Source organism: Leisingera sp. UBA4491 (genome assembly GCF_002388965.1).
In the GTDB taxonomy this organism is placed as follows: domain Bacteria; phylum Pseudomonadota; class Alphaproteobacteria; order Rhodobacterales; family Rhodobacteraceae; genus Leisingera; species Leisingera aquaemixtae.
The window spans coordinates 56,548-78,479 of the sequence record NZ_DGNN01000031.1 but is presented as its reverse complement, the minus strand read 5'-3'; the positions used below and the strand labels follow the sequence as shown (position 1 = coordinate 78,479).

Annotated in this window: 19 protein-coding genes; 13 read left to right on the top strand and 6 right to left on the bottom strand. The window is 63.2% G+C overall.

Features of this window, described 5'->3' with window-relative positions; translation table 11 throughout:
* Window positions 1–17 precede the first annotated feature (17 nt).
* The 3 genes from B2P87_RS19425 to ubiE all read right to left on the bottom strand — a co-directional run bounded on the left by B2P87_RS19425 (window position 18) and on the right by ubiE (window position 5,342).
* Window positions 18–2,276 (bottom strand): chemotaxis protein CheB, encoded by a 2,259-nt coding sequence (locus B2P87_RS19425; protein WP_286853171.1) that lies wholly within the window; start codon window positions 2,274–2,276, stop codon window positions 18–20.
* A gap of 780 nt (window positions 2,277–3,056) precedes the next feature.
* Complete coding sequence (gene ubiB, locus B2P87_RS19420) at window positions 3,057–4,586, bottom strand: 2-polyprenylphenol 6-hydroxylase (RefSeq protein ID WP_141891561.1); 1,530 nt, start codon at window positions 4,584–4,586, stop codon at window positions 3,057–3,059.
* A 3-nt stretch (window positions 4,587–4,589) separates the two neighbouring features.
* Window positions 4,590–5,342 carry a bifunctional demethylmenaquinone methyltransferase/2-methoxy-6-polyprenyl-1,4-benzoquinol methylase UbiE gene (ubiE, locus tag B2P87_RS19415; protein WP_141891560.1) on the bottom strand — a complete coding sequence of 251 codons (753 nt, stop codon included), beginning with the start codon at window positions 5,340–5,342 and terminating at the stop codon, window positions 4,590–4,592.
* A gap of 86 nt (window positions 5,343–5,428) precedes the next feature.
* On the opposite strand from ubiE, the gene mutM reads away from it, so the two are divergent.
* From mutM to rarD, 5 genes are all read left to right on the top strand, one after another.
* Complete coding sequence (gene mutM / locus B2P87_RS19410; RefSeq protein WP_141891559.1) at window positions 5,429–6,280, top strand: bifunctional DNA-formamidopyrimidine glycosylase/DNA-(apurinic or apyrimidinic site) lyase; 852 nt, start codon at window positions 5,429–5,431, stop codon at window positions 6,278–6,280.
* A gap of 63 nt (window positions 6,281–6,343) precedes the next feature.
* Complete coding sequence (locus tag B2P87_RS19405; protein ID WP_027245077.1) at window positions 6,344–7,120, top strand: enoyl-CoA hydratase; 777 nt, start codon at window positions 6,344–6,346, stop codon at window positions 7,118–7,120.
* Between the two features lie 212 nt (window positions 7,121–7,332).
* On the top strand, window positions 7,333–7,596 hold the full coding sequence (gene rpsT / locus B2P87_RS19400) for a 30S ribosomal protein S20 (RefSeq protein WP_141891558.1): 264 nt from the start codon (window positions 7,333–7,335) through the stop codon (window positions 7,594–7,596).
* A gap of 546 nt (window positions 7,597–8,142) precedes the next feature.
* Window positions 8,143–9,543, top strand: coding sequence for a chromosomal replication initiator protein DnaA (dnaA, locus tag B2P87_RS19395; RefSeq protein WP_058287544.1), 1,401 nt, complete (start codon window positions 8,143–8,145; stop codon window positions 9,541–9,543).
* 169 nt (window positions 9,544–9,712) lie between these two features.
* Window positions 9,713–10,615, top strand: a complete 903-nt coding sequence (rarD, locus tag B2P87_RS19390; RefSeq protein ID WP_141891557.1) for an EamA family transporter RarD — start codon at window positions 9,713–9,715, stop codon at window positions 10,613–10,615.
* Window positions 10,616–10,623: 8 nt separating this feature from the next.
* Here rarD and B2P87_RS19385 read toward each other — a convergent pair whose 3' ends face one another.
* Window positions 10,624–11,373: a phosphodiester glycosidase family protein gene (locus B2P87_RS19385; protein WP_208764500.1), complete on the bottom strand. Its 750-nt coding sequence runs from the start codon at window positions 11,371–11,373 to the stop codon at window positions 10,624–10,626.
* Entirely contained in the window at window positions 11,370–11,765 is a 396-nt protein-coding gene (gene rbfA / locus B2P87_RS19380; protein WP_027245073.1) for a 30S ribosome-binding factor RbfA, read from the bottom strand. The genes B2P87_RS19385 and rbfA overlap by 4 nt, the downstream gene beginning before the upstream one ends.
* 86 nt (window positions 11,766–11,851) lie before the next feature.
* On the opposite strand from rbfA, the gene dapB reads away from it, so the two are divergent.
* Window positions 11,852–12,661 (top strand): 4-hydroxy-tetrahydrodipicolinate reductase, encoded by an 810-nt coding sequence (gene dapB, locus B2P87_RS19375; RefSeq protein WP_058287547.1) that lies wholly within the window; start codon window positions 11,852–11,854, stop codon window positions 12,659–12,661.
* A gap of 164 nt (window positions 12,662–12,825) precedes the next feature.
* On the opposite strand, the gene B2P87_RS19370 is transcribed toward dapB, so the two are convergent.
* Window positions 12,826–13,017: a DUF1674 domain-containing protein gene (locus B2P87_RS19370; RefSeq protein WP_008554612.1), complete on the bottom strand. Its 192-nt coding sequence runs from the start codon at window positions 13,015–13,017 to the stop codon at window positions 12,826–12,828.
* A 77-nt stretch (window positions 13,018–13,094) separates the two neighbouring features.
* Here B2P87_RS19370 and B2P87_RS19365 point away from each other — a divergent pair, with 77 nt between their 5' ends.
* The 7 genes from B2P87_RS19365 to B2P87_RS19335 all read left to right on the top strand — a co-directional run bounded on the left by B2P87_RS19365 (window position 13,095) and on the right by B2P87_RS19335 (window position 21,717).
* Window positions 13,095–14,357 (top strand): RsmB/NOP family class I SAM-dependent RNA methyltransferase, encoded by a 1,263-nt coding sequence (locus B2P87_RS19365; RefSeq protein WP_141891556.1) that lies wholly within the window; start codon window positions 13,095–13,097, stop codon window positions 14,355–14,357.
* A gap of 99 nt (window positions 14,358–14,456) precedes the next feature.
* A complete protein-coding gene (locus B2P87_RS19360) occupies window positions 14,457–16,199 on the top strand; it encodes a heparinase II/III family protein (protein ID WP_141891555.1) in 1,743 nt (580 codons plus the stop codon).
* 25 nt (window positions 16,200–16,224) lie between these two features.
* A complete protein-coding gene (gene purH / locus B2P87_RS19355; RefSeq protein WP_141891554.1) occupies window positions 16,225–17,814 on the top strand; it encodes a bifunctional phosphoribosylaminoimidazolecarboxamide formyltransferase/IMP cyclohydrolase in 1,590 nt (529 codons plus the stop codon).
* 16 nt (window positions 17,815–17,830) lie between these two features.
* Window positions 17,831–18,313 (top strand): signal peptidase II, encoded by a 483-nt coding sequence (lspA, locus tag B2P87_RS19350; RefSeq protein ID WP_141891553.1) that lies wholly within the window; start codon window positions 17,831–17,833, stop codon window positions 18,311–18,313.
* Window positions 18,314–18,368: 55 nt separating this feature from the next.
* Window positions 18,369–18,890 carry a DUF3035 domain-containing protein gene (locus tag B2P87_RS19345; RefSeq protein ID WP_141891552.1) on the top strand — a complete coding sequence of 174 codons (522 nt, stop codon included), beginning with the start codon at window positions 18,369–18,371 and terminating at the stop codon, window positions 18,888–18,890.
* 167 nt (window positions 18,891–19,057) lie between these two features.
* Window positions 19,058–20,401 (top strand): M16 family metallopeptidase, encoded by a 1,344-nt coding sequence (locus B2P87_RS19340; protein WP_141891551.1) that lies wholly within the window; start codon window positions 19,058–19,060, stop codon window positions 20,399–20,401.
* Window positions 20,398–21,717 (top strand): M16 family metallopeptidase, encoded by a 1,320-nt coding sequence (locus B2P87_RS19335; RefSeq protein WP_141891550.1) that lies wholly within the window; start codon window positions 20,398–20,400, stop codon window positions 21,715–21,717. The genes B2P87_RS19340 and B2P87_RS19335 overlap by 4 nt, the downstream gene beginning before the upstream one ends.
* The last annotated feature ends 215 nt before the right edge of the window (window positions 21,718–21,932 follow it).

The following is a 21,932-nucleotide window of genomic DNA, read 5'->3' as shown; positions in this document are numbered from 1 at the left end:
GACCAGCGGGGGGCAGGTCAAGAGGAGTCCAGCATGGCCTCTAGCTCGGAGGACAGCGCCTGGCGCTCTGCCGAGGTGATCTGCAGCTCCTCGTTGACGGTCAGCAATTCCTCGTTTGTGGACTGCAGCTCCTCGTTGGAGGTTTCCAGCTCCTCATTGGTGGCCTGGAACTCCTCATTGGTGGACTGCAGTTCTTCATTCGCGGATTGCAGTTCTTCGTTGGCGGTCTGCAGTTCCTCGATGGTCTGCTGCAGCGCCTCTTGAGTCGAGCGGATTTCCATCTCCATCCGCTGAACATATTCGCGCTGGTCGCGGTCGGAAATTTCTTCGAAGCTGTATTCCTTCTGCTCGTCGAATTTGGTGTTGATCGCCAGCAGGCAATGCACCTCGCCGCCGTTACGGCTGTGGAACGGAAAGGCCTGCAGCTGGGCGCGGTTGCCGGTGGGCAGGGAGACGTTGTGCCAGCGGCCGTCGCGGCGTTGCTCGTTGCGGAGCGCGACAGCGATCAGGCTGGAGGCCTCAGTGCGCAGCGGTTCGATCAGCATTTTTACGTTGAGCGAGGTCGACATGCCGGCCCGGATTTCGCTGTAGACACTGATGTCGCCCAGCACTTCGATAATATCGCCGTTGCGGGTGCAGATAATGCCGTTGGGGGCAACGGCACGGGCCAGTGACAGGTCTGCCTGCGCAGCCTGTTCAGCTGCCGCCCTTTCGGCAGATTTGCGTAGGTTGAGGGACCGCAGATAGCCATTGCCCTGCGTTCTGGAGGAGACGGACAATTCCCCGGAAATCCCGCGCCGCTTGCCGAAGATTTTGTCGGATCCCTGGCGGGCCTCGAAGTAGATACCCATTTCGCCGACGGTCTCCGAAGTGCCGAGAAACAGCAGGCCGCCCGTCGCCATGGAATAGTGCAGCCTGGTCAGGACCCGCTCCTGCAAGGCAAGGTTGAAGTATATCAGCACGTTGCGGATTGTGACGAGGTTGACGTTGATAAAGGGCGGGTCCTGAAAAACATTGTGCCGAGAAAACAGCGTGACATTGCGCAATTCCTGACGGACCGTGATGTCGCTTTCGCCGACCACGAAATAGTCTGACAGGTAATTGAGCGGAATGTCCTGCGCCGCGGAAACCGGGTAGATTCCTTTTCGCGCTACTTCGATGGCGTTCTGGTCAATGTCGGTGGCAAAGATCTGCACGTTGCTTTTTGTCAGGGCGTGAATGCCGCCAAGGATCTCTGCGATCAGGATTGCAATGGAATAAGCCTCTTCGCCGGTGGCGCAGCCGACCACCCAAACCCGGACCGGCCCAGGCCCGCGTTCTGCCAGCTGCCTTTCCAGCTGCTCGTGGAGCTTGCGGAATTGTTCCGGGTCGCGGAAAAAACGGGTGACGGAAATAAGCAGGTCGCGGTGAAGCGCGTCCACTTCGTCAACGCTGGACCGGCAGTAGTCGACGTATTTCTCGTAGTCGTCGATTCCCAATGCCGACATCCGCCGGGCAATGCGGCGGTTCAGGGTGTTCTCCTTGTAGTTGGCAAAATCGACCTGGGTGCGGGCCAGCAGGATGCCAAACAGCTCGGTCAGCTTGCTGGGTTCACCCGCGACCGGGCGCAGCAGTTCCAGGTCGCGCGGCTTGGCCAGGATTTTCTCGAAGTGCTCGCCAATTTGTTCCGGTGTCAGCGTCAGGTCGATGCAGCCGGTTTCAATCGCTGAGGTTGGCATGCCGTCATATTTCGCCGTGCCGGGATCCTGGGCAAGGGTGATGCCGCCGGCCTCGCGGATCGACTGCACACCGTAGCTGCCATCGCTCCCGGTTCCCGACAGCACGATGCCGATGCAGTTTTCGCCGCATTCTTCGGCGAGGCTTTTGAACAGCCGGTCGGCCGACGGCTTCGGCGTTGCCGGGTGGCCCGCGGGGGTACGCAATCGTAGTTGACCGCCTTCGTACACCACATCGGTGTCGGGCGGTGTGACATAGATCGTACCGGCCTCGGGTTCGGTGACACGGCCCAGTTCCACAACTGGCAGCGAGGTTTCCTGCGCGATTAGCGACGTCAGCACGCTTTTATGGGTCGGCGACATGTGCTGGGCGATCACATAGATCGCATTGGCGGAGCGGGGAAGGTTTCGCACTAGGAGGGAAACCGCTTCCAGACCTCCGGCAGAAGCCGCGATGCCTGCAACCCGAAACCCCTGGCTGCGGGCCTTCTCCCGCGCGTCGGACTTCTCGGGCTGAGATTCTGATTTTCCGGCACTGCTAGCCTGGTTGAGGTCTTCCATCCGTAAATGTTTCTCCAAACGTCTTATAGCTGTTTTCTGCCGCACACGGACCCGCGCGGGGAATTTGAGTGGGTTGGGCTGCACTGCGGAATTCATCAATAAAATTAAGTGACTGGCCGTTATTTGCCGGATTGAAGGCAAGCCCGTTAAAGACTGGCTTTATGACAATCGCGCTACCATGGAAGCCCCTGACAGACCCGAGCGCCATTTTGCAGAACGGGTTATGCGCGCTTGCGGGGGCCCCGGTGCCCTGGCGCCTGCCTCCGGCGAGGACAACGCCGGAATCAAACTCCCGAAGATGTTCCCGCATCAGGCAAGGCATCAAACTTTCACTTTTGAAATGCAGGGCTTTCCGCGGATGCCTCATGACCCGGTTCCGTTGTTGGTGCGGGCAAACCCATAATCTGGCATTTGGCCGCAAGTATCTCCTTCAGGAACGATCTGATCCAGACTTCCCCCGGCAATACCGCGATATCGGAAGAAGCGGCCAGTCCGAGCCTGCGGCCATCATGCTGCCCGTTTGGGCTGTAGTCAACACTCTGGAAATGAATGAAAATCAACCTGTAGTAGAACGCGTTGTTCGGCTGTATTCAGGCTGCGCTGTATGCGAAAAACCGCACATGGGAGCGGGTCGGGCCGAGCGGCCCGCCCGTTGTATCCCGGCAGAATCAGCCGCCCGGGGGAGACGGGGCTGCCCCCGTGGGCCTGCGGCCTATTCCCCCCCAGGGTATTCCCGAACAGAAAGAAGGGCACTGCCGCTGCCGCTGCTGGTGGCGGATCTCAGATCAGCAGGGCGACGGCCGCAAAGAAGGCGGCGCCGCCGGCAGCGCCCAGAGCGGCTGGGGCAATCCAGTTGCCGGTGCTGCGGTTCTGGGCACCGTTCTGCGCCGCCTGGGCAATCAGCGCCTGCTCCACCAGCGCAGGCAGGCGCGGGCCGAAGCGGGCCATCACCTTTGCGGTCTCCAGCAGGTCGGAGGCGACGGCGCGGGGGCCGATGGATTTCTTGATGTAGTCCTCGACCACCGGCCGGGCCGCTTCCCAGATGTTGATATGCGGATCCAGCGAGCGGGCAACGCCCTCGACCACCACCATTGTGCGCTGCAGCAGGATCAGCTCTGTGCGGGTTTCCATGCCGAAGCGTTCGGTGACTTCGAACAGGTAGTTCAGCAGACGGCCCATCGAAATCTGCGAAGCGTCCATGCCGAATATCGGCTCGCCCACCGCGCGCAGGGCACGGGCGAATTCATCCACGTCACGGTTGGCGGGCACATAGCCTGCCTCGAAATGCACCTCGGCCACACGTTTGTAGTCGCGTTTGATGAAGCCGTAGAGGATTTCTGCATAAACCCGGCGGGTGTATTCGTCGATATGGCCCATGATGCCGAAGTCATAGGCGATGATATCACCGTTGGCGGCGACCTTGAGATTGCCTTGATGCATGTCGGCATGGAAATAGCCGTCCCGCAGCGCGTGGCGCAGGAACAGCGACAGCACCCGGTTGGCCAGCAGCCTGCGGTCGTGGCCTGCCGCGTCCAGCGCGTCATTATCGCCCAGCGGGATGCCGTCGGCCCAGCCCATGGTCATCACCCGGCGGGCGGAATAAGCCCAGCGGATTTCCGGCAGCTGAAAGCCCTCGTCCTTGGCGGTGTTGGCAGCAAACTCCGAGGCGGCGGCGCTTTCCAGCCGCAGGTCTAGTTCACCCTGAACCACGCCGTCGAAATGCTCAATCACGTCCATCGGCTTCAGGCGGCGGGCGCTTGGGGCGAACAGGTCCACGATGCGGGCTGCGAAGTAGAAGGCGTCTACATCGCGGTTGAAGGCGCGCTCGATCCCGGGGCGCAGTACCTTGACGGCGACATCCTCGCCGGTTTCGGCCAGCGTCGCCCGGTGCACCTGCGCGATGGAGGCGGCGGCGACCGGATCACTGAAATCGGAGAAGATCTCCGAGGCCGGGCGGCCCAGTTCCTTTTCCACCTCGGCCAGTGCCTGGGCGCGCGAGAACGGCGGCAGCTTGTCCTGCAGCACGCGCAGCTGGTTGGCCAGATCCTTGCCCACCACGTCGGGTCGGGTCGAAAGCACCTGTCCGAACTTGATGTATGCAGGCCCCAACGCGTTCAGCGCCCGGGTTTCCGGCGGCATCGCAGGATCGCCTTTATAGCCCAGCCACTTGAACGGCCAGCCCAGGGTGCGTGCCAGGATGCGCAGGGGTTTGGGCGCTTCAAACGCCTCCAGCACCGAATGCATGGCGCCGGTGCGCTCGAAAGTGGCGCCTGTCCGGATCAGGCGCAGGATATTATGAGGGCCGCGCATGAGTCAGATCTTCCAGCCGGAATGCAGGCAGGCGATGCCCATCGACAGGTTGCGGTATTTCGCGTTCTCAAAGCCCGCCTGTTTCACCATGCCGAGGAAGGTCTCCTGATCCGGGAAGTTGCGGATCGACTCCACCAGATACTGGTAGCTGTCGTAATCGCCTGCAATCATCTGCCCCATCCGCGGGATCACGTTGAAGGAGTAGAGATCATAAAGCTTTTGCAGCCCGTCGTTCGGCAGCTGCGAAAACTCCAGCACCATCAGGCGCCCGCCGGGACGCAGCACCCGGTAGGCCTCGTTCAGCGCCTCCTGCGGCCGCGTCACATTCCGGATTCCAAAGGAGATGGTGTAGACGTCGAAGGTATTGTCCTTGAACGGCAGCTTCATCGCATCGCCTGTGACCCAGTCGAGGCTGCCGGCCATCTGCTCAGCCTCGGCGCGCTTGCGGCCCTCCTCCAGCATCGGGCGGGTGAGGTCGAGCACGGTGGAATGGCCGTGGCCCGCGCGTTTCAGGAAGCGGAACGAAATGTCGCCGGTGCCGCCGGCGACATCCAAGAGCCGCTGGCCCGGGCGCGGCGCCAGCCAGTCCATCATCGCGTCCTTCCAGACCCGGTGGATGCCGACGCTCATCACATCGTTCATGATGTCGTATTTCGAGGCGACCGAGTTGAAGACCCCCTGCACACGGCCGGCCTTTTCCTCCTCGCGGACGGTTTCGAACCCGAAATGGGTGGTGTTGTCGCTGGTGTTGCTCATGCCACTTGCCGTTTGCTGAGTTTGGCCCTTGTTATAAGGCGCTGTGGGGCAGGCACAATGCGGCCCGTTGGTTCAGGAGGGGTGTAATGCCAGAATTGCCCGAGGTCGAGACAGTGAAACGCGGTTTGGCGCCTGCGATGGAGGGCGCGGTCATTGTGAAGGCTGCCGTGAACCGCCCGGATCTGCGCTGGCCGTTTCCGCCAGCGATGGCACAGCGGCTTACGGGCGCGCGGGTCAATGCCCTCAGGCGGCGGTCGAAATACATTCTGGCAGATCTGGATACGGACGAAACTCTGCTGATCCACCTGGGCATGTCGGGGCGGATGACGGTCTCCGGGGATCCGCTGGGGCGGTTCGTGCATGAGCATCCGCAGGCAGAGAAACATGACCATGTGGTGCTGGACATGGACAATGGCGCCCGTATCACCTTCAACGATCCGCGCCGGTTCGGAGCGATGGATCTGCTGGAGACTGCGGCTGCGGATTCTCACAAGCTGCTGTCGGTGCTGGGGCCGGAACCCTTGGGCAATGACTTCCACGAGGATCACCTGATCGCCGCTTTCAAAGGGCGCAACACGCCGGTCAAATCGGCATTACTGGATCAGGGAATCATCGCGGGCCTTGGTAACATCTATGTCTGCGAAGCGCTCTTCCGTGCGGGAATTTCGCCACGCCGCAAGGCCGGGCAGATTGCCGCGCATCGGGTGGCGGCGCTGGTGCCAATCATCCGGCAAGTGCTGGAGGACGCCATTAGAGCAGGTGGTTCTTCGCTCAAGGATTTTCGGCAAGCCTCTGGCGAGCTTGGATATTTTCAGCACAGTTTTGATGCCTACGGGCGCGAGGGCGAACCCTGCCGGCGGGAAGGTTGCGCAGGGTCAATTGCCAGAATCACCCAATCGGGACGCTCCACCTTCTACTGTGTAAAGTGCCAAAGATAGCTTGATCAGAGGGACCCTTTTGGTAAGGACTCGGATCTGAACGGAACAACCGAAAGAGAAATCATGGCCTACGAGACGATCAACGTCGATGTGCAGGACCACGTTTGCCTCATTAAACTGAACCGCCCGGAGGCGATGAACGCGCTCAACAGGGAGCTCATTGGCGAGCTTTGCGATGCTCTGGAAGAGGCCGATGCCAGCGACAAGGTGCGCTGCATCGTGCTGACCGGCTCGGAAAAGGCCTTTGCCGCCGGTGCCGACATCAAGGAGATGTCGGAGATGAGCTTTACCGAGGTGTTTTCCACCAACCTGTTTGCCGATGCCAACGACCGCATTTCGGCCATCCGCAAGCCGATCATCGCGGCGGTGGCGGGGTATGCGCTGGGCGGCGGTTGCGAGCTGGCGATGCTGTGCGATTTCATCATCGCCGCGGAAACCGCCAAATTCGGCCAGCCGGAGATCAACCTGGGTGTTGTGGCAGGCATCGGCGGCACCCAGCGCCTGACCCGGTTCGTAGGCAAGTCCAAGTCGATGGACATGAACCTGACCGGCCGCTTCATGAACGCCGAGGAAGCCGAACGCGCGGGCCTGGTGTCGCGCGTGGTGCCGGCCAAGAAGCTGATCGAGGAAGCGACTGCCGCGGCGCAGAAGATCGCGGAGAAATCTCTGCTGACCGCGATGGCCGTCAAGGAAGCGGTGAACCGCTCTTACGAGCTGCCGCTGAGCGAAGGCCTGTTGTTCGAGCGCCGGGTGTTCCACTCGATGTTCGCGACAGAAGACCAGAAGGAAGGCATGGCGGCCTTCCTGGAAAAGCGCGAAGCGCAGTTCCGCGACAAGTAAGCGCCGGAATACCCCTAAGAGCGGCGGGCTGGATGGCCCGCCGTTTTGCCTTCCGGGCCGGTGCCCTTGCAATTCTGCACAGAGTTGGATAAACGCCGCCCTCATACATGCGCGTGCAGCCCGCTCAGGCTAGAATCACACCGGTGGTCCGACCCGGGTTTGGCTGGCATTGCGTCCGATAGAAACAGAACCCGAAGATAAGGTCAGACATCATGGCAAATTCGCCCCAGGCCAAGAAGCGCGCACGTCAGAACGAGAAGCGCTTTGCCGTCAACAAAGCCCGTCGTTCGCGCATCCGCACCTTCCTGCGTAAAGTTGAAGAAGCCATCGCTTCCGGCGACAAAGAAGCTGCAACCGCCGCTCTGCGCGCAGCTCAGCCCGAACTGATGCGCGGCGTCACCAAAGGTGTGTACCACAAAAACACCGTTTCCCGGAAAATCTCGCGCCTGTCCGCACGCGTGAAGGCACTGGGCTGAGATTCGCTCTGCTGAGCAGGCTCACGAGCTGTTGAAAAGTTGTCAGGGCGCTGCAAATTGCAGCGCCTTGTTTTTTGGGCAAAGCCTTGGCTGATTGCCGCGGATGCGGGAGATTCTTTGCGGGCAAAGGCAGAGTCAACATCATAGTTTCGTTGCTGCTGACCCCCTCAAATTGCTACCACTGTGTCAGCGATTCACTCGCTGGGGGGACAGGCTGCTTGCGGCAATCTTGACGGGCATCAAGGTTGCCAGGTTGCCCGGAACAGACGGCACGCACGTGCCTGACTCTGTCCGGGAGCTACTGCTGTATCGTTAAGGTCAGCAGCCTTGTCTCAATTGTGTGCGATACTGTTCGTGACGGCAGATAGCCCGCTTTATGCGGCGGGGTTTGCCGTTGCCAGACGAACGTTCAGCCTTCGGGCGATGCGGCCAGCAATGGTCCGTACACAGAAACCCTGTGCGTGAACGCCCCCCGGGTGGTTGGGGGTACGATGGATTTGGCCCGGCCAAGGGGCCGCTGCTTTTTGGGGACGCGTGAGGCGCAGCATGACAGAAGAAAAATGGGGACAGCTCAGGAACCGGCTGTTGAAGACGGTTGGCCAGAACAACTTCACCACTTGGATCGAACCTCTGGAATTCGATACCGTCGACGGTGGGGTAGCCGTCTTCAAAGTGCCGACGAATTTCATGGGAAATTACGTCAGCCAGAACTTTGCAGATCTTATCCTGCATGAGCTGACCATGTCCGGCGAGCCGGTGCAGCGGCTGGCGTTCCGGGTTGCGGCAAACAGCCCGGCGCGCCCGGCGGAACCGGCCGTTGCAGCGGGGTCTTTTGGCGGCGCGCAGGATGATCTGGCGGTCATGACCGCACCGGCGGCGGCGGCAGGAAGGGACACGCTGGAGGCGCTGCAGGCCGCGCCGCTGGATCCGCGGTTCACCTTCGACAGCTTTGTGGTCGGCAAGCCGAACGAACTGGCCCATGCCGCTGCGCGCCGCGTCGGCGAGGGCGGCCCGGTCACCTTCAACCCGCTGGTTCTGTATGGCGGCGTGGGTCTGGGCAAAACCCACCTGATGCACGCCATCGCTTGGGAACTGAAAGAAAAGAACCCGCATCTGAACGTGCTGTATCTGTCCGCGGAACAGTTCATGTACCGCTTCGTGCAGGCCCTGCGCGAACGCAAGATGATGGACTTCAAGCACCTTTTCCGCTCGGTCGACGTGCTGATGGTGGATGACGTCCAGTTCATCGCCGGAAAGGACTCCACCCAGGAGGAGTTCTTCCACACCTTCAACGCGCTGGTGGACCAGAACAAGCAGATCATCATCTCTGCCGACCGCGCCCCAGGGGAGATCAAGGATCTGGAAGACCGGGTGAAATCCCGTCTGCAGTGCGGCCTGGTGGTGGACCTGCATCCGACCGACTACGAATTGCGTCTTGGCATCCTGCAGACCAAGGTGCAGCAGCAGCGCGAGACCTATCCGGACCTGCGCATCGCCGATGGTGTGCTGGAGTTCCTCGCACACCGGATTTCGACCAACGTGCGCGTGCTCGAAGGCGCCCTGACCCGGCTGTTCGCCTTCGCGTCCCTGGTCGGCCGCGAGATCGACATGGATCTGACCCAGGACTGCCTGGCAGACGTGCTGCGCGCGTCCGAGCGCAAGATCACCGTCGAGGAGATCCAGCGCAAGGTCTCCGAGTATTACAACATCCGGATGTCAGACATCATCGGCCCCAAGCGCCTGCGTTCCTACGCGCGCCCGCGCCAGGTGGCGATGTATCTCTGCAAGCAGCTGACCAGCCGCTCTCTGCCCGAGATCGGCCGCCGCTTTGGCGGGCGCGACCACACCACCGTGATGCACGGCGTCAAGCGCATTGAGGAGCTGAAGCTGACCGACGGCCAGATCGCCGAAGACGTGGAGATGCTGCGCCGGTCGCTGGAAGCCTGACGCGCACCCGCACCCCAAATGATTGACTTGCGGCTCCGGTTTCCGGAGCCGTTTTTTCTTGCGCCGCAGGGAGGCAGCCCATAACGGGGCTGAATACCCGGTATCACGGAAAACAAAGTTTCCTCCGGCTGAAAATCAGCGATAAGTGCGCCCTGAACAGGAGCGCCGCATGACAACTCAATTCACCGAGACCCTGGATACGCCCCGTGGGCTGGCCTTTGCCGTCACCGCCTATCTGCTGTGGGGGTTCCTGCCGCTGTACATGAAGGCGCTGTCCCATATTCCCGCGGCAGAGGTTGTCGCGCACCGGGTCATCTGGTCGGTGCCGGTGGCGGGCGCGCTGCTGATCGTCCTGCGCCGCACCAAGGACCTGCAGGCCGCACTCAAGAATCCCCGGATGCTGGGCATGGCCTGCATCACCGCAGCGCTGATTTCGTTGAACTGGGGGATTTATGTCTGGTCGATTGCGGGCGGCCGGGCACTGGATGCCGCGCTTGGCTATTACATAAACCCGCTGTTCAGCATTGCGCTTGGCGCCATCCTGCTGCGCGAGCCGCTCGGCAAGGCGCAGATGGCGGCCGTTGCGCTCGCTGCCGCGGCGGTGGTGGTGCTGACACTGGAAGCGGGCCGGGTGCCTTGGGTAGCGGTCGGCCTGACGCTGACTTGGGGCTTTTACGCGTTCTTCAAGAAGTCGCTGCCGATCGGACCCAACCAGGGGTTCCTGCTGGAGGTGCTGATTCTGCTGGCGCCTGCCTTGGGCTATTTCGCCTATCTGACCGCCACCGGCAGCAGCAGCTTTGGCGGCTCGCTGAGCGATACTTCACTGCTGCTTGGCTGCGGTGTGGTCACGGCGGTGCCGCTGATCGTCTATGCAAACGGTGCCAAGCTGGTGCGGCTGTCGACGATGGGTATCCTGCAGTATATCGCACCGACGATGATCATGCTGGCCGCGGTGCTGCTGTTCGGCGAGGAATTCGGCCAAGCCAGGATGATCGCCTTCCCGATGATCTGGGCGGCGCTGGTGATTTACACTGTGCCGATGGTGCGGCAGATGCGCAAACGCGCTGGCTGAGCGGGCGGCTACTCGCTCGGTCCGGCGTCCTCGACCACGGCGGCAACCGGCCCCATCATAAAGCCCGCGTCGCTTCGGCCCAGCTGCGGTGCGTGCAAGCGCGAGATGTTGCCGTCGAAGTAGAGCGCATTCGGCAACTTCAGATATTCGCGGAACAGGCTGCCGAACTCATGGAAGGTCACCGCATTGCGCGAGATTGCAAAGACCGCGCGCTTGCCATCCGCCGAAGTGCCAACACCGTTGCGGATGTAATAGCTGTCCGAATCGGGCAGGAAGCGCGGGTGCAGGTCGCCATCGATCACCAGCATTGGTCCGGACTGGGTGGCATAGGTGCAGCCGGGGGCGGCTTTCTCGAACGCAAGGGTTTCAAACACATCCGCCCGGCTGCCCCGGATGCACAGCACGCCATTCGGCAGCAGGCCGAAGTTGCCGGGACCGGCGTTGGTCACCAGCCGCATCTCTTCGCCGTCCTCATCGACGTACAGCCCGACGGGGGAGCGGTCTGTGTGATACATGCCGGCATTGGTCGCAAAGGCCAACGTCTTGCCGTCCTTTGCCAGCGCTTCCTCCAGGGTGGAGAAATGCCCGTAGACCTGGCCCTCGCCATCCTTCAGGAACAGCCTCAGCTGTTCCTGCGCGGCGTCAACTTCGCAGATCGAGTACCGGTTGCCCTCATAGGCCACATCGCTGCAGTCAACCGCACCAGCCGCCGGGGCGGTCCAGAGCGCGGCCAGCAGCAAGGCAGCCCTGCGGATCACTCTTCCACGTCGCGGCGCACCGCGTCCTGGCTCAGCATCCGGCGGGTATCATCCATCTGGTCGAAGGTTTCATCCAGACGGAAGCGCAGATCAGGTGTGAATTTCAGCCCCAGCTTCTTGCCGACCATGCGGCGCAGCTCGCTCTTGTTGCGGGCCAGAAGCTTCAGCACATCCTCCTGCCCCTTGCCGCCCAGGGGCAGCACAAAGGCGGTGGCGATTTTCAAATCGGGGGAGGTGCGCACCTCGCCCACGGTGATCGACATGCGGTTCAGGTCCGGGTCATGCACGTCGCCGCGCGCCAGCACCTCAGACAGGGTGCGGCGGATCAGTTCGCCGACGCGAAGCTGGCGCTGGGACGGGCCGGGGCCATCGTGGAATTTGTTCTTTGCCATGATTCCGATCTATGCCGGATTGCGGGCTTTGCCAAGCGCTGCCCGGCACTGTAGGACAAATCCGGCATGAACAAGGGAATTGGCCAATGACTCACAAACCTGGGATCGTGATTACCGGCGCATCGGGCCGCATGGGGCAGATGCTGATCAGGACCGTGCTGGAGAGCGATAAGGCCACGCTTGTTGCAGCCGTTGAACGCGAAGGCCACGCCTGGGTCGGCCGCGACGTGGGCGAAATGATGGGCGGCGCGCCAGCCGGTGTTACGGTGACTGCAGACGCGCTGGAGGCGTTTTCCAAGGCGCAGGCGGTGATCGACTTCACCGCGCCGGAGGCGACGCTGGCCTTTTCCAAGCTGGCGGCGCAGGCCCGCGCGGTGCATGTGATCGGCACCACCGGGATGACGGATGAGCAGATTGCCCAGCTGGAACCGGCGTCGCGCCACGCGGTGATCATCCGCGCGGGTAACATGAGCCTAGGGGTGAACCTGCTGGTGCAGCTGACCAAAAAAGTTGCCGCCGCGCTGGACGAGGATTTCGACATTGAGGTGATCGAGGCGCATCACCACCACAAGGTGGATGCGCCCTCCGGCACCGCGCTGATGCTGGGGGAAGCTGCCGCTGAGGGCCGCGGCGTCAAGCTGGCGGATGTGCGTGATTCCGGCCGCGACGGTATCACCGGCGCCCGCAAGCGCGGCGACATCGGTTTCACCGCCATCCGCGGCGGCGACATCGTGGGCGAGCATGACGTGCTGTTTGCAGCGGCGGGTGAGCGGATCGTGCTGCGCCACCTGGCGACCGACCGCGCGATCTTTGCCCGCGGCGCGCTGAAGGCTGCGCTGTGGGGCCAGGACAAGGGGCCGGGGCAGTACGATATGGTGGACGTGCTGGGACTATGAAGTCTGACAGGCGGCCCTGACGGGCCGCCGCCTCCCCTCCCGGTGGCAGAGCTGCCTGGCGGGCAGCGGGGTATGAGTATTTGAAGAAAGATGAAAGAACGGCAATTCATTTCATCTTTCCGGAAATACTCCGGGGGTGCGGGGGCTGGCCCCCGCGGCGCACCTTAAAAGTCGATGGCGATGCCCTTTTTCTCCCAATCGCCATAGCGCGCCGGGTCGGGGCCGTCGCGGCCGCCCAGCTCCTTGGGGCGCGGCTCCTGCGCTTCAGCAGCCTTGCGGCGTTCCTCTGCCTCGGCCAGGGCGCGCACGGCAGCAGGCGGCAGGTCTTTTTTCTCGGGTGCGGTCTCTTCGCTCATCGCGGGTTCCTTTATGCTGCGCCCATGATATACGCCCCTGTCCCGCGCGGACAAGCCGTGCCCCAAGGAGTTGCCAGATGTCCGATGCCGATCATGCCCGCCGCACTGCGGTCTACCTGCTGGATCAGGTGCTGGGAGAGGGGCGGCTCCTTGCGGAGTGCTATGCTGCCGGGGCGCTGGAGAAGCTGGCACCGGAAGACCGCGCGCGGGCGCAGCGGCTGGCCGTGGAAACCCTGCGCAGCCTGGAGCGTGCCGACCGGATCCTGAAGAAGCACCTGAAGAAGGCACCGCCGCTGATGGTCATGAACGCGCTGCGGCTGGGCACGGTGGAGCTGTGCTCGGGCGGCGCTGCGCATGGGGTGGTCAATGCGATGGTGGCGATTGTCTCAAAACACCGCCACCACGGGCAGTTGAAGGGGCTGGTCAACGCGGTGCTGCGCAAGGTGGCGGAGGAGGGGCCGGCGGAATGGGCCAAACTGCGTATTCCGCGCCTGCCGAACTGGCTGCGCAAACCGCTGGTCCAGGCCTGGGGCGCCGAGGCGGTTCTGGGCATGGAGGCCGCGCATTATGCCGGCGCGCCGCTGGATATCACCGGCAAGCCGGGCGTGGACTTGCAGGCGCTCGGCGGGGTGCCGCTGCCCACCGGTTCGCTGCGGATCTCCGGCGCGGGGCAGGTGTCGGCGCTGCCGGGCTACCAGGCTGGCGACTGGTGGGTGCAGGATGCCGCTGCCGCGCTGCCCGCGCTCATCCTGAATGCGCAGCCGGGGGAGCAGGCCCTGGATCTGTGTGCGGCACCTGGCGGCAAGACCATGCAGATGGCCGCTGCCGGGGCCAGCGTGACGGCAGTGGATGTCTCGGAGAGCCGCGTGGCGCGGTTGAGGGAGAACCTGGAGCGCACCGGGCTGGTGGCCGGCTTGGTGGTCGGCGACGCGCTGGAGCAGAACGGCCAGTATGACGCGGTTTTGCTGGACGCACCCTGTTCCGCCACTGGCACCATCCGGCGCCACCCTGACTTGCCGCAGGCCAAGGACGGCAGCGAGTTCGGTGCGCTGATTGAGCTGCAGGCGCAGATGCTGGCGCACGCCTGGACCTTGGTGAAACCCGGCGGGCGGCTGATGTACTGCACCTGCTCCTTGCTGCCGGACGAGGGCGAATGTCAGGTTGAGGAAGCGCTGGACATGTTCCCGGACATGGCGGCAGACCGCGATGCGCTGAAAGTGCCCGGCGTGGAGGCAGACTGGATCACCGAAGAGGGCGGCCTGCGCCTGCGCCCGGATTACTGGCCAGAGCGCGGCGGCATGGACGGCTTCTACATGGCCCTTTTGCGCAAAACCGCTTGACCGCTGGGCGTGCGGGGCATTCGCCGGTGACTTGAGCTGCACCCCGCGCTATGCTCCCGCCAAAACGCCCTGGCAAACCCGGCGTGAGGCAAAAAGAGCATGTCCACTTACGACAGAATGGCAGGCCGCGGCACCCGGCTGCTGAACCGGTATTACGCCTGGCGGGCCCGCAGCCAGCCTGCCGCGACCGGCTTTGTCTCGCAGCCTGAACCGCGCACCATCGGCAGTTTCGCCCGCGGACGGCAACTGGTGGCAGGCAACCTTCTGTTTGCCGGCTATCTGGTCGAATCGCCTGATACCGGCCTGTGGGAGGTTGCTGCGCCGGACGCTGCTTTTGATGCGGAGCGGCACGGGTTTGCTTGGCTCGACGATCTGGCTGCAGTTGGTGATTTCAAGGCACGTGCCAAGGCGCAGAAATGGGTCTGGGGCTGGATCGCGCAGCACGGGCGGGGCGGCGGCCTGGCCTGGCTGCCCGATCTGACCGGGCGGCGGGTGATCCGCTGGATCAACCACGCGCTGTTCCTGCTGAGTGGCAAGGACAAGGACCAAACCGAGGCCTTCTATGGCTCCTTGGCGAGGCAGACCTGGTATCTTGCGCATCGCTGGCGAGGCGCAGCGCCGGGCCTGCCGCGGTTTGAGGCCCTGTGCGGCCTGATCTATGCGGGCCTTTCCTTGCAGGGGCGCGAGGAGCTGGCAGACCCGGCTGTCAGGGCGCTGGCGGCTGAATGTGAGACTCAAATCGACGGGCAGGGCGGATTGCCGACCCGCAATCCGGAAGAGCTTCTGGAGGTGTTTACCCTTCTGACTTGGGCCGCCGCGGCCCTGCATGAGGCCGGCCGCATGGTGCCGCATGCTCATGTCGCCGCCATCGAACGGATCGCTCCCACCCTGCGCACGCTGCGTCATAGCGACGGCGGGCTGGCGCGGTTTCACGGCGGCGGCCGCGGGCTGGAGGGGCGGCTGGATCATGCGCTGGCTGCCAGCCATGTGGCGGAACGCCATTCCAATGGTCTGGCGATGGGCTTTGCCCGGTTGTCGGCGCGGCGCACTTCGGTGATCGTGGATGCCTCCGCCCCGCCCAAGGGCAAGGCATCCTATAACGGTCACGCATCGACCCTGGCATTCGAGCTGACCTCGGGGCGGCGGCCGCTGATCGTGAATTGCGGCTCTGGTGAAACCTTTGGCGTTGAGTGGCGCCGGGCCGGGCGGGCCACGCCCTCGCATACGACACTTTGCATTGAGGGCCATTCCAGTGCCCGGCTGGCGCCGCCGCACAAGACCACGGGCCATGAGGAACTGATCGAAGCGCCTGACGACGTACCGCTGGAGTTGAGCGATTTGGCGGAAGGACTGCGGTTTCAGGGCGGGCACAACGGCTATGCGGCGCATTTCGGCCTGACCCATGCCCGCACGCTGGAATTGTCCTTTGACGGGCGCGGCCTCAGCGGCGAGGACATGCTGGTGGCCTTGGACGATTCCGCCAAGCGCCAGTTCGCCAAGGTGCGGGATGCCAGTCCGGATGGCGCCATCGGCTTTGATATCCGCCTGCACCTGCACCCGGAGGTCGACGCAGCCCTTGACTTGGGCGGCACGGCAGTATCCATGGCGCTCAAGAGCGGGGAAATCTGGGTGTTCCGTCATGACGGCAGCTGCCAGTTGCGGCTGGAACCAAGCGTTTTCCTGGAAAAGACCCGCTTGAAGCCGCGTGCGGCAAAGCAGATCGTTTTATCCGGGCGGGCGATGGGATATGCCACCCGCGTCCGGTGGACGCTCAGCAAGGCGCAGGAGACTGCCGTTGCCGTGCGAGACCTGAACCGGGACGAGCCCGAGACGTTTGACTGAGCCTTTGAAAAGGACCTGCCCTGCCATGACCGACCTTCACCCCGTACGCCGTGCGCTGCTTTCCGTATCCGACAAGACCGGCCTGATCGAGCTGGGCAGGGCGCTGGATGCGCGCGGTGTTGAACTGCTGTCTACCGGCGGCTCCGCCAAGGCGCTGCGCGACGCGGGGCTGACTGTGAAAGACGTCTCCGAAGTGACCGGGTTTCCGGAAATGATGGACGGCCGCGTGAAGACCCTGCACCCGATGGTGCACGGCGGCCTGCTGGCCCTTCGGGACAATGACACCCACGTCGCCGCAATGCAGGAACATGGCATCGGCGCCATCGACCTTCTGGTTGTGAACCTTTACCCGTTCGAGGCGGCGCTGGCGCGTGGCGCAGATTACGATGAGATGATCGAAAACATCGACATCGGCGGCCCGGCGATGATCCGTGCGGCCTCCAAAAACCACTTGTTCGTCAACGTGGTGACCGATGTCCAGGATTATGAGGCACTCTTGGCGGAGCTCGACAACAACGGCGGCCAGACGTCCTATGCCTTCCGTCAGCGGCTGGCCCAGACCGCCTATGCCCGCACTGCGGCGTATGATGCGGCTGTGTCGAACTGGATGGCATCCGCGCTGGAGGAAAAGACCCCGCGCCGCCGCGCCTTTGCCGGTGAGCTGAAGCAAACCCTGCGCTATGGCGAGAACAGCCACCAGGAGGCGGCTTTCTATACCGATGGCACCAACCGTCCGGGCGTTGCGACCGCGGTTCAGCTGCAGGGCAAGGAACTGAGCTACAACAACATCAACGACACCGATGCGGCGTATGAACTGGTGGCGGAATTCGATCCGGCTGAAGGCCCGGCCGTCGCCATCATCAAACACGCCAACCCCTGCGGCGTCGCCAAGGGCGCGACCCTGGCCGAGGCCTATCAGAAGGCATTCGACTGCGACCGCACCTCGGCGTTTGGCGGCATCGTGGCGCTGAACCAGCCGCTGGACGCGGAGACCGCCGCCAAGATCACCGAGATCTTTACCGAGGTGGTGATCGCGCCGGGGGCGTCTGACGAAGCCAAGGAAATCTTTGCCGCCAAGAAGAACCTGCGCCTGCTGCTGACCGAGGGCCTGCCGGATCCGCGCAAGCCCATCGTGGCCTATAAGCAAGTGGCCGGCGGTATGCTGGTGCAGGACAAGGACGTCGGCTATGTCGGCATGGAGGACCTGAAAGTGGTGACCGATAAGGCGCCGTCCGATGCTCAGATGCAGGACCTGCTGTTTGCCTGGAAAGTTGCCAAGCACGTCAAATCCAACGCCATTGTCTATGTGAAGGACAACGCAACCGTCGGTGTGGGCGCGGGCCAGATGAGCCGTCTGGACAGTGCCAATGTGGCGGCGTCCAAGGCAGGCCGCATGGCCGCTGAACTGGGCCTGGAGGAAAGCCTGGCCAAGGGCTGTGCCGTGGCTTCGGATGCGTTTTTCCCCTTCCCGGACGGCCTGCTGGAAGCGGCAGCCGCGGGCGGTGCCTGCGTGATCCAGCCGGGCGGCTCGATGCGCGATGACGAGGTGATCAAGGCAGCCGACGAGAAAGGCCTCGCCATGGTCTTTACCGGCATGCGCCACTTCCGCCACTAAACCGGGCAGTTAAGACATGGCAGCACGTTGGATGATCTGGGGCGCGGCCCTTTCGTTCCTGGCGGATCAAGCCAGCAAATACCTGGTGATTCACTGGATGGGGCTGGACCAGCGCCACCGGATCGACGTGCTGCCGCCATTCCTCAACTTCCGCTACGGCGAGAACACCGGCATCAATTTCGGCCTGTTCGGCGGCGGGGATGAGGCCGCGCGCTGGATTCTGATCGCCCTGTCGGCGGTGATCTGCGTGGTCCTGGCGGTGTGGGTCTGCCGCGGTCAGGACAAGTCTTGGGGCATGCAGCTGTCGGCCGGGCTGGTGATCGGCGGCGCGCTGGGAAATGTCGCCGACCGGCTGCTTTACGGCTATGTGCTGGATTTTCTGAACACGTCCTGCTGCGGCATCCAGAATCCTTTTGTGTTCAATGTCGCCGATATCTTTATCTTCGCGGGTGCTGCAGGGCTGATTTTCTTTGACGGGCGCCGCAAAAAGCCTGCGTAGACCTTGGCAGGCAAATACGTTAAAAGCGCCAGGAAACAGGCAGGAGTTTGGGGCAATGAAGATCCAGTTCGCAGTGATCATTCTGGCTGGCGCGCTGGCAGTGTCCGGCTGCGCGCAGAAGGGGCTGCGCGTCCTTCAGAAACCGGGCACCGGCCCGGATGAGTTTCTGATCCTGCCCACCAAGCCGCTGAGCGCGCCGGAAAGCTACAGCAGCTTGCCTGCGCCGACCCCCGGGGGCAGCAATCTGACGGATGTCAATCCGCAGGCCGAAGCGGTGGCTGCCCTGGGCGGCAAGCCTGGCGCTCTCGTTCCGGTCAGCGGGGTGCCGTCCGGAGACGCGGCGCTGGTCACGGCTTCCAGCCGCTATGGTGTGCAAGCCGGAGTGCGCGAGACCCTGGCACAGGAAGACGCGAAGTTCCGTCACCGCAACCGCCATCTTGGCCGGATCAAGATCGTGCCGGTGGACCGCTATGAGCAGCTGTACCGCAAGCAAAGCATCGACCCGTTTGCCGTCAGCGACCAGTTCCGCAGGGCAGGGGCCGCGACGCCGTCTTCTCCGCCCGAAGACGGGTCCTGAGCGCTCACTTTTCTGCCAGCCGGTCTTGCAAGACGCCAGCAGCCGCGTAGGTTGACAGCAGCCTTACTGCTGGCCATGGGCCGCGAATTGTGGCTGCAATGAACAAAAGAGCAGTAACCGCATCCCGCCGGGCAATGGCAGGAGTGCAGAAAATTGGAGGATGCCAGATGATCCAAAGGGTCACATTGGCCGCCGCGGCGCTGAGTGCTGCCTTGTCCGGCCCCCTGCAGGCCGAAGACGAGGCGGTGACCGCGTTCACCCTGGACAATGGCATGGACGTTGTCGTGATCGAGGACCACCGGGCGCCGGTGGTGCAGCAAATGGTCTGGTACCGGGCCGGCTCCGCGGATGAGCCGCCGGGCCAATCGGGTGTCGCCCATTTCTTGGAGCATCTGCTGTTCAAGGGCACAGACAAGCTGGCACCGGGCGAATTGTCCGCCACGGTGCGGGCAAATGGCGGCCAGGACAACGCTTTCACCAGCTATGATTACACCGCCTACTTCCAGCGCGTTGCTGCCGACCGGCTGGAGCTGATGATGCAGATGGAAAGCGACCGGATGACCAATCTCCGCCTCAGCGAGGAGGATATCGTCACTGAGCGCGAGGTCATTCTGGAAGAGCGCAACCAGCGCACAGACAATGATCCGGTGGCGCTGTTCCGCGAGCAGCTGCAAGCGGTGCAGTACCTCAATCACCGTTACGGCCAGCCGGTGATCGGCTGGCGGCACGAGATGGAAAGCCTGGATATGGAGGACGCGCTGTCCTTCTATCAAACCTATTACGCGCCCAACAATGCCATCCTGGTTGTCTCCGGCGATGTGCAGCCTGATGCGGTGAAAGCGCTTGCCCAACAGTATTACGGCGTGATTCCGGCCAATCCGGATCTGCCGGAGCGCTTCCGCAGCCAGGAGCCGCCGCAGACCGCGGCCCGGCGCCTGACATTCGAGGATCCGCGCGTCGCGCAGCCCTATGTGCAGCGGTCCTACCTGGCACCGGAGCGCGACAGCGGCGCCCAGCAGAAAGCCGCAGCGCTGTATCTGCTGGCGGAACTCCTGGGCGGCGGCAACACTTCCTACCTGGCCAATGCGCTGCAGTTCGACCAGCAGGTCGCCGTCTACACCGGCGCCTTCTACTCCGGCAGCACATTGGATGACACATCCTTTACCTTCCTGGTTGTCCCGGCCGAGGGGGTCAGCATGCAGGACGCCGAGACCGCGCTGGATGCCACCATCGCCCGCTTTCTGGAAGAGGGGGTGGATGAAGCCCAGCTGGAGCGGATCAAGCTGCAGCTGCGTGCGGCAGAAATCTATGACCGCGACAATGTGAACGGTATTGCCAACCGCTATGGCCAGGCGCTGAGCATCGGGCTGACGGTGCAGGACGTGCAGGACTGGCCGAAGATCCTGCAATCGGTCACCGCGGATGAGATCATCGCCGCCGCCAAGGAAGTTCTGCGCCCGGAAACATCTGTCACCGGCTGGATGACGCGCGACCAGGAGGTAACCCAATGACTCCGCTGAAATATATCGCTGCGGCACTGGTAGCCTGTTTCCTGGCCGTCCCCGCTTGGGCAGGCATCAAGATCGAGGAAGTCACCTCCCCCGGCGGGATCAAGGCCTGGCTGGTGGAAGACCACAGCATTCCCTTCTCGGCTCTTGAGCTGCGTTTTCGCGGCGGCACCTCACTGGATGCGCCGGGCAAGCGCGGCGCAGTCTACCTGATGACCGGGCTGCTGGAGGAAGGCTCCGGCGATCTGCGCGCCCAGGACTACGCCCGCGCGGTGGAGTCGCTGGCGGCGGAGTTCTCCTATGATGCGGACAAGGATTCGGTGTCCATCTCCGCCCGCTTCCTGACCGAAAACCGGGACGAGGCGATGGCGCTGCTGCGCCAGACCTTGTTTGAGCCTCGGTTTGACCAGGATGCGCTGGACCGTGTGCGGGCACAGGTGCTGGCGGGCTTGCGCTCTGATGCCAAGAACCCCAACAAAATCGCTGGCGAGATGTTCTCCAAGCTGGCTTTTGGCGATCACCCCTATGGCAGCGACGGCAAGGGCACGCTGGAGACCGTTGCCGCGTTCAGCCGGCAGGACATCTTCGACGCTTACGAGGCGGTGTTTGCCCGCGACAGGCTTTATGTCAGCGCCGTTGGTGACATCACTGCCGGGGAGCTGGGCACGCTGCTGGATGATTTGCTGGGCGCGCTGCCTCCGGAGGGCGCGCCGATCCCCGGTCCGGCGGAGGTCACAATCGAGGGCGGAGTCACCGTGGTGGATTTCGACACCCCGCAGTCGGTCGCACTGTTCGGTCAGAAGGGGATCAAGCGTGAAGACCCGGATTTCTTCACGGCCTATGTGATGAACCAGATTCTGGGCGGCGGATCTTTCGAGACCCGCCTGATGACAGAGGTGCGGGAAAAGCGCGGGCTGACCTATGGGGTCTATTCCTATCTGGTTCCTCGGGATCTGGCAGCGGTCTACATGGGATCGGTTGCTTCCGCCAATGGCAAGATGGCCGAGGCGGTCGAGGTGATCCGGAATGAATGGCGCCGCATGGCCGAAAACGGCGTGACGGAGAAAGAACTCAAGGACGCCCAGACCTATCTGACGGGCGCTTACCCGCTGCGTTTTGACGGCAACGGCCGCATTGCCGCGATTCTGGCGGGCATGCAGATGGACCACCTGCCGATCAGCTATGTGGAGACCCGCAACGACCGGATCAACGCAGTCAGCCTGGAGGACGTGAACCGCTTTGCAGCGGAGTTCCTGGACCCCGAGGGGCTGCAGTTCGTCATCGCCGGCCGCCCGGAAGGCTTGGAAACAACGAACTGATTTCCTGCCGGGCGGGGTGCGGCCCCGCCCGTTTGCATTGCGAGGCCGCGGACGCATGGCCGCAAGGCGTGCGGCCGCCCATCGCGGCGGCGCCCACTGCTTTCCCTTTCAATTTCCCGCAAACTCATGTATGGGCGGGCCTATCTGAGACGATGTGCCCAGGCCCCGGCACGCGAAAGAAAGATAAGTGGGGCCGGCGGCAATGGGGCCGCCAC

Coding starts and splice junctions, on each gene's coding strand:
- B2P87_RS19425 (WP_286853171.1), bottom strand. CDS start 2,276: ATGGAAGACCTCAACCAGGCTAGCAGTGCCGGAAAATCAGAATCTCAG.
- ubiB (WP_141891561.1), bottom strand. CDS start 4,586: ATGCGCGGCCCTCATAATATCCTGCGCCTGATCCGGACAGGCGCCACT.
- ubiE (WP_141891560.1), bottom strand. CDS start 5,342: ATGAGCAACACCAGCGACAACACCACCCATTTCGGGTTCGAAACCGTC.
- mutM (WP_141891559.1), top strand. CDS start 5,429: ATGCCAGAATTGCCCGAGGTCGAGACAGTGAAACGCGGTTTGGCGCCT.
- B2P87_RS19405 (WP_027245077.1), top strand. CDS start 6,344: ATGGCCTACGAGACGATCAACGTCGATGTGCAGGACCACGTTTGCCTC.
- rpsT (WP_141891558.1), top strand. CDS start 7,333: ATGGCAAATTCGCCCCAGGCCAAGAAGCGCGCACGTCAGAACGAGAAG.
- dnaA (WP_058287544.1), top strand. CDS start 8,143: ATGACAGAAGAAAAATGGGGACAGCTCAGGAACCGGCTGTTGAAGACG.
- rarD (WP_141891557.1), top strand. CDS start 9,713: ATGACAACTCAATTCACCGAGACCCTGGATACGCCCCGTGGGCTGGCC.
- rbfA (WP_027245073.1), bottom strand. CDS start 11,765: ATGGCAAAGAACAAATTCCACGATGGCCCCGGCCCGTCCCAGCGCCAG.
- dapB (WP_058287547.1), top strand. CDS start 11,852: ATGACTCACAAACCTGGGATCGTGATTACCGGCGCATCGGGCCGCATG.
- B2P87_RS19370 (WP_008554612.1), bottom strand. CDS start 13,017: ATGAGCGAAGAGACCGCACCCGAGAAAAAAGACCTGCCGCCTGCTGCC.
- B2P87_RS19365 (WP_141891556.1), top strand. CDS start 13,095: ATGTCCGATGCCGATCATGCCCGCCGCACTGCGGTCTACCTGCTGGAT.
- B2P87_RS19360 (WP_141891555.1), top strand. CDS start 14,457: ATGTCCACTTACGACAGAATGGCAGGCCGCGGCACCCGGCTGCTGAAC.
- purH (WP_141891554.1), top strand. CDS start 16,225: ATGACCGACCTTCACCCCGTACGCCGTGCGCTGCTTTCCGTATCCGAC.
- lspA (WP_141891553.1), top strand. CDS start 17,831: ATGGCAGCACGTTGGATGATCTGGGGCGCGGCCCTTTCGTTCCTGGCG.
- B2P87_RS19345 (WP_141891552.1), top strand. CDS start 18,369: ATGAAGATCCAGTTCGCAGTGATCATTCTGGCTGGCGCGCTGGCAGTG.
- B2P87_RS19340 (WP_141891551.1), top strand. CDS start 19,058: ATGATCCAAAGGGTCACATTGGCCGCCGCGGCGCTGAGTGCTGCCTTG.
- B2P87_RS19335 (WP_141891550.1), top strand. CDS start 20,398: ATGACTCCGCTGAAATATATCGCTGCGGCACTGGTAGCCTGTTTCCTG.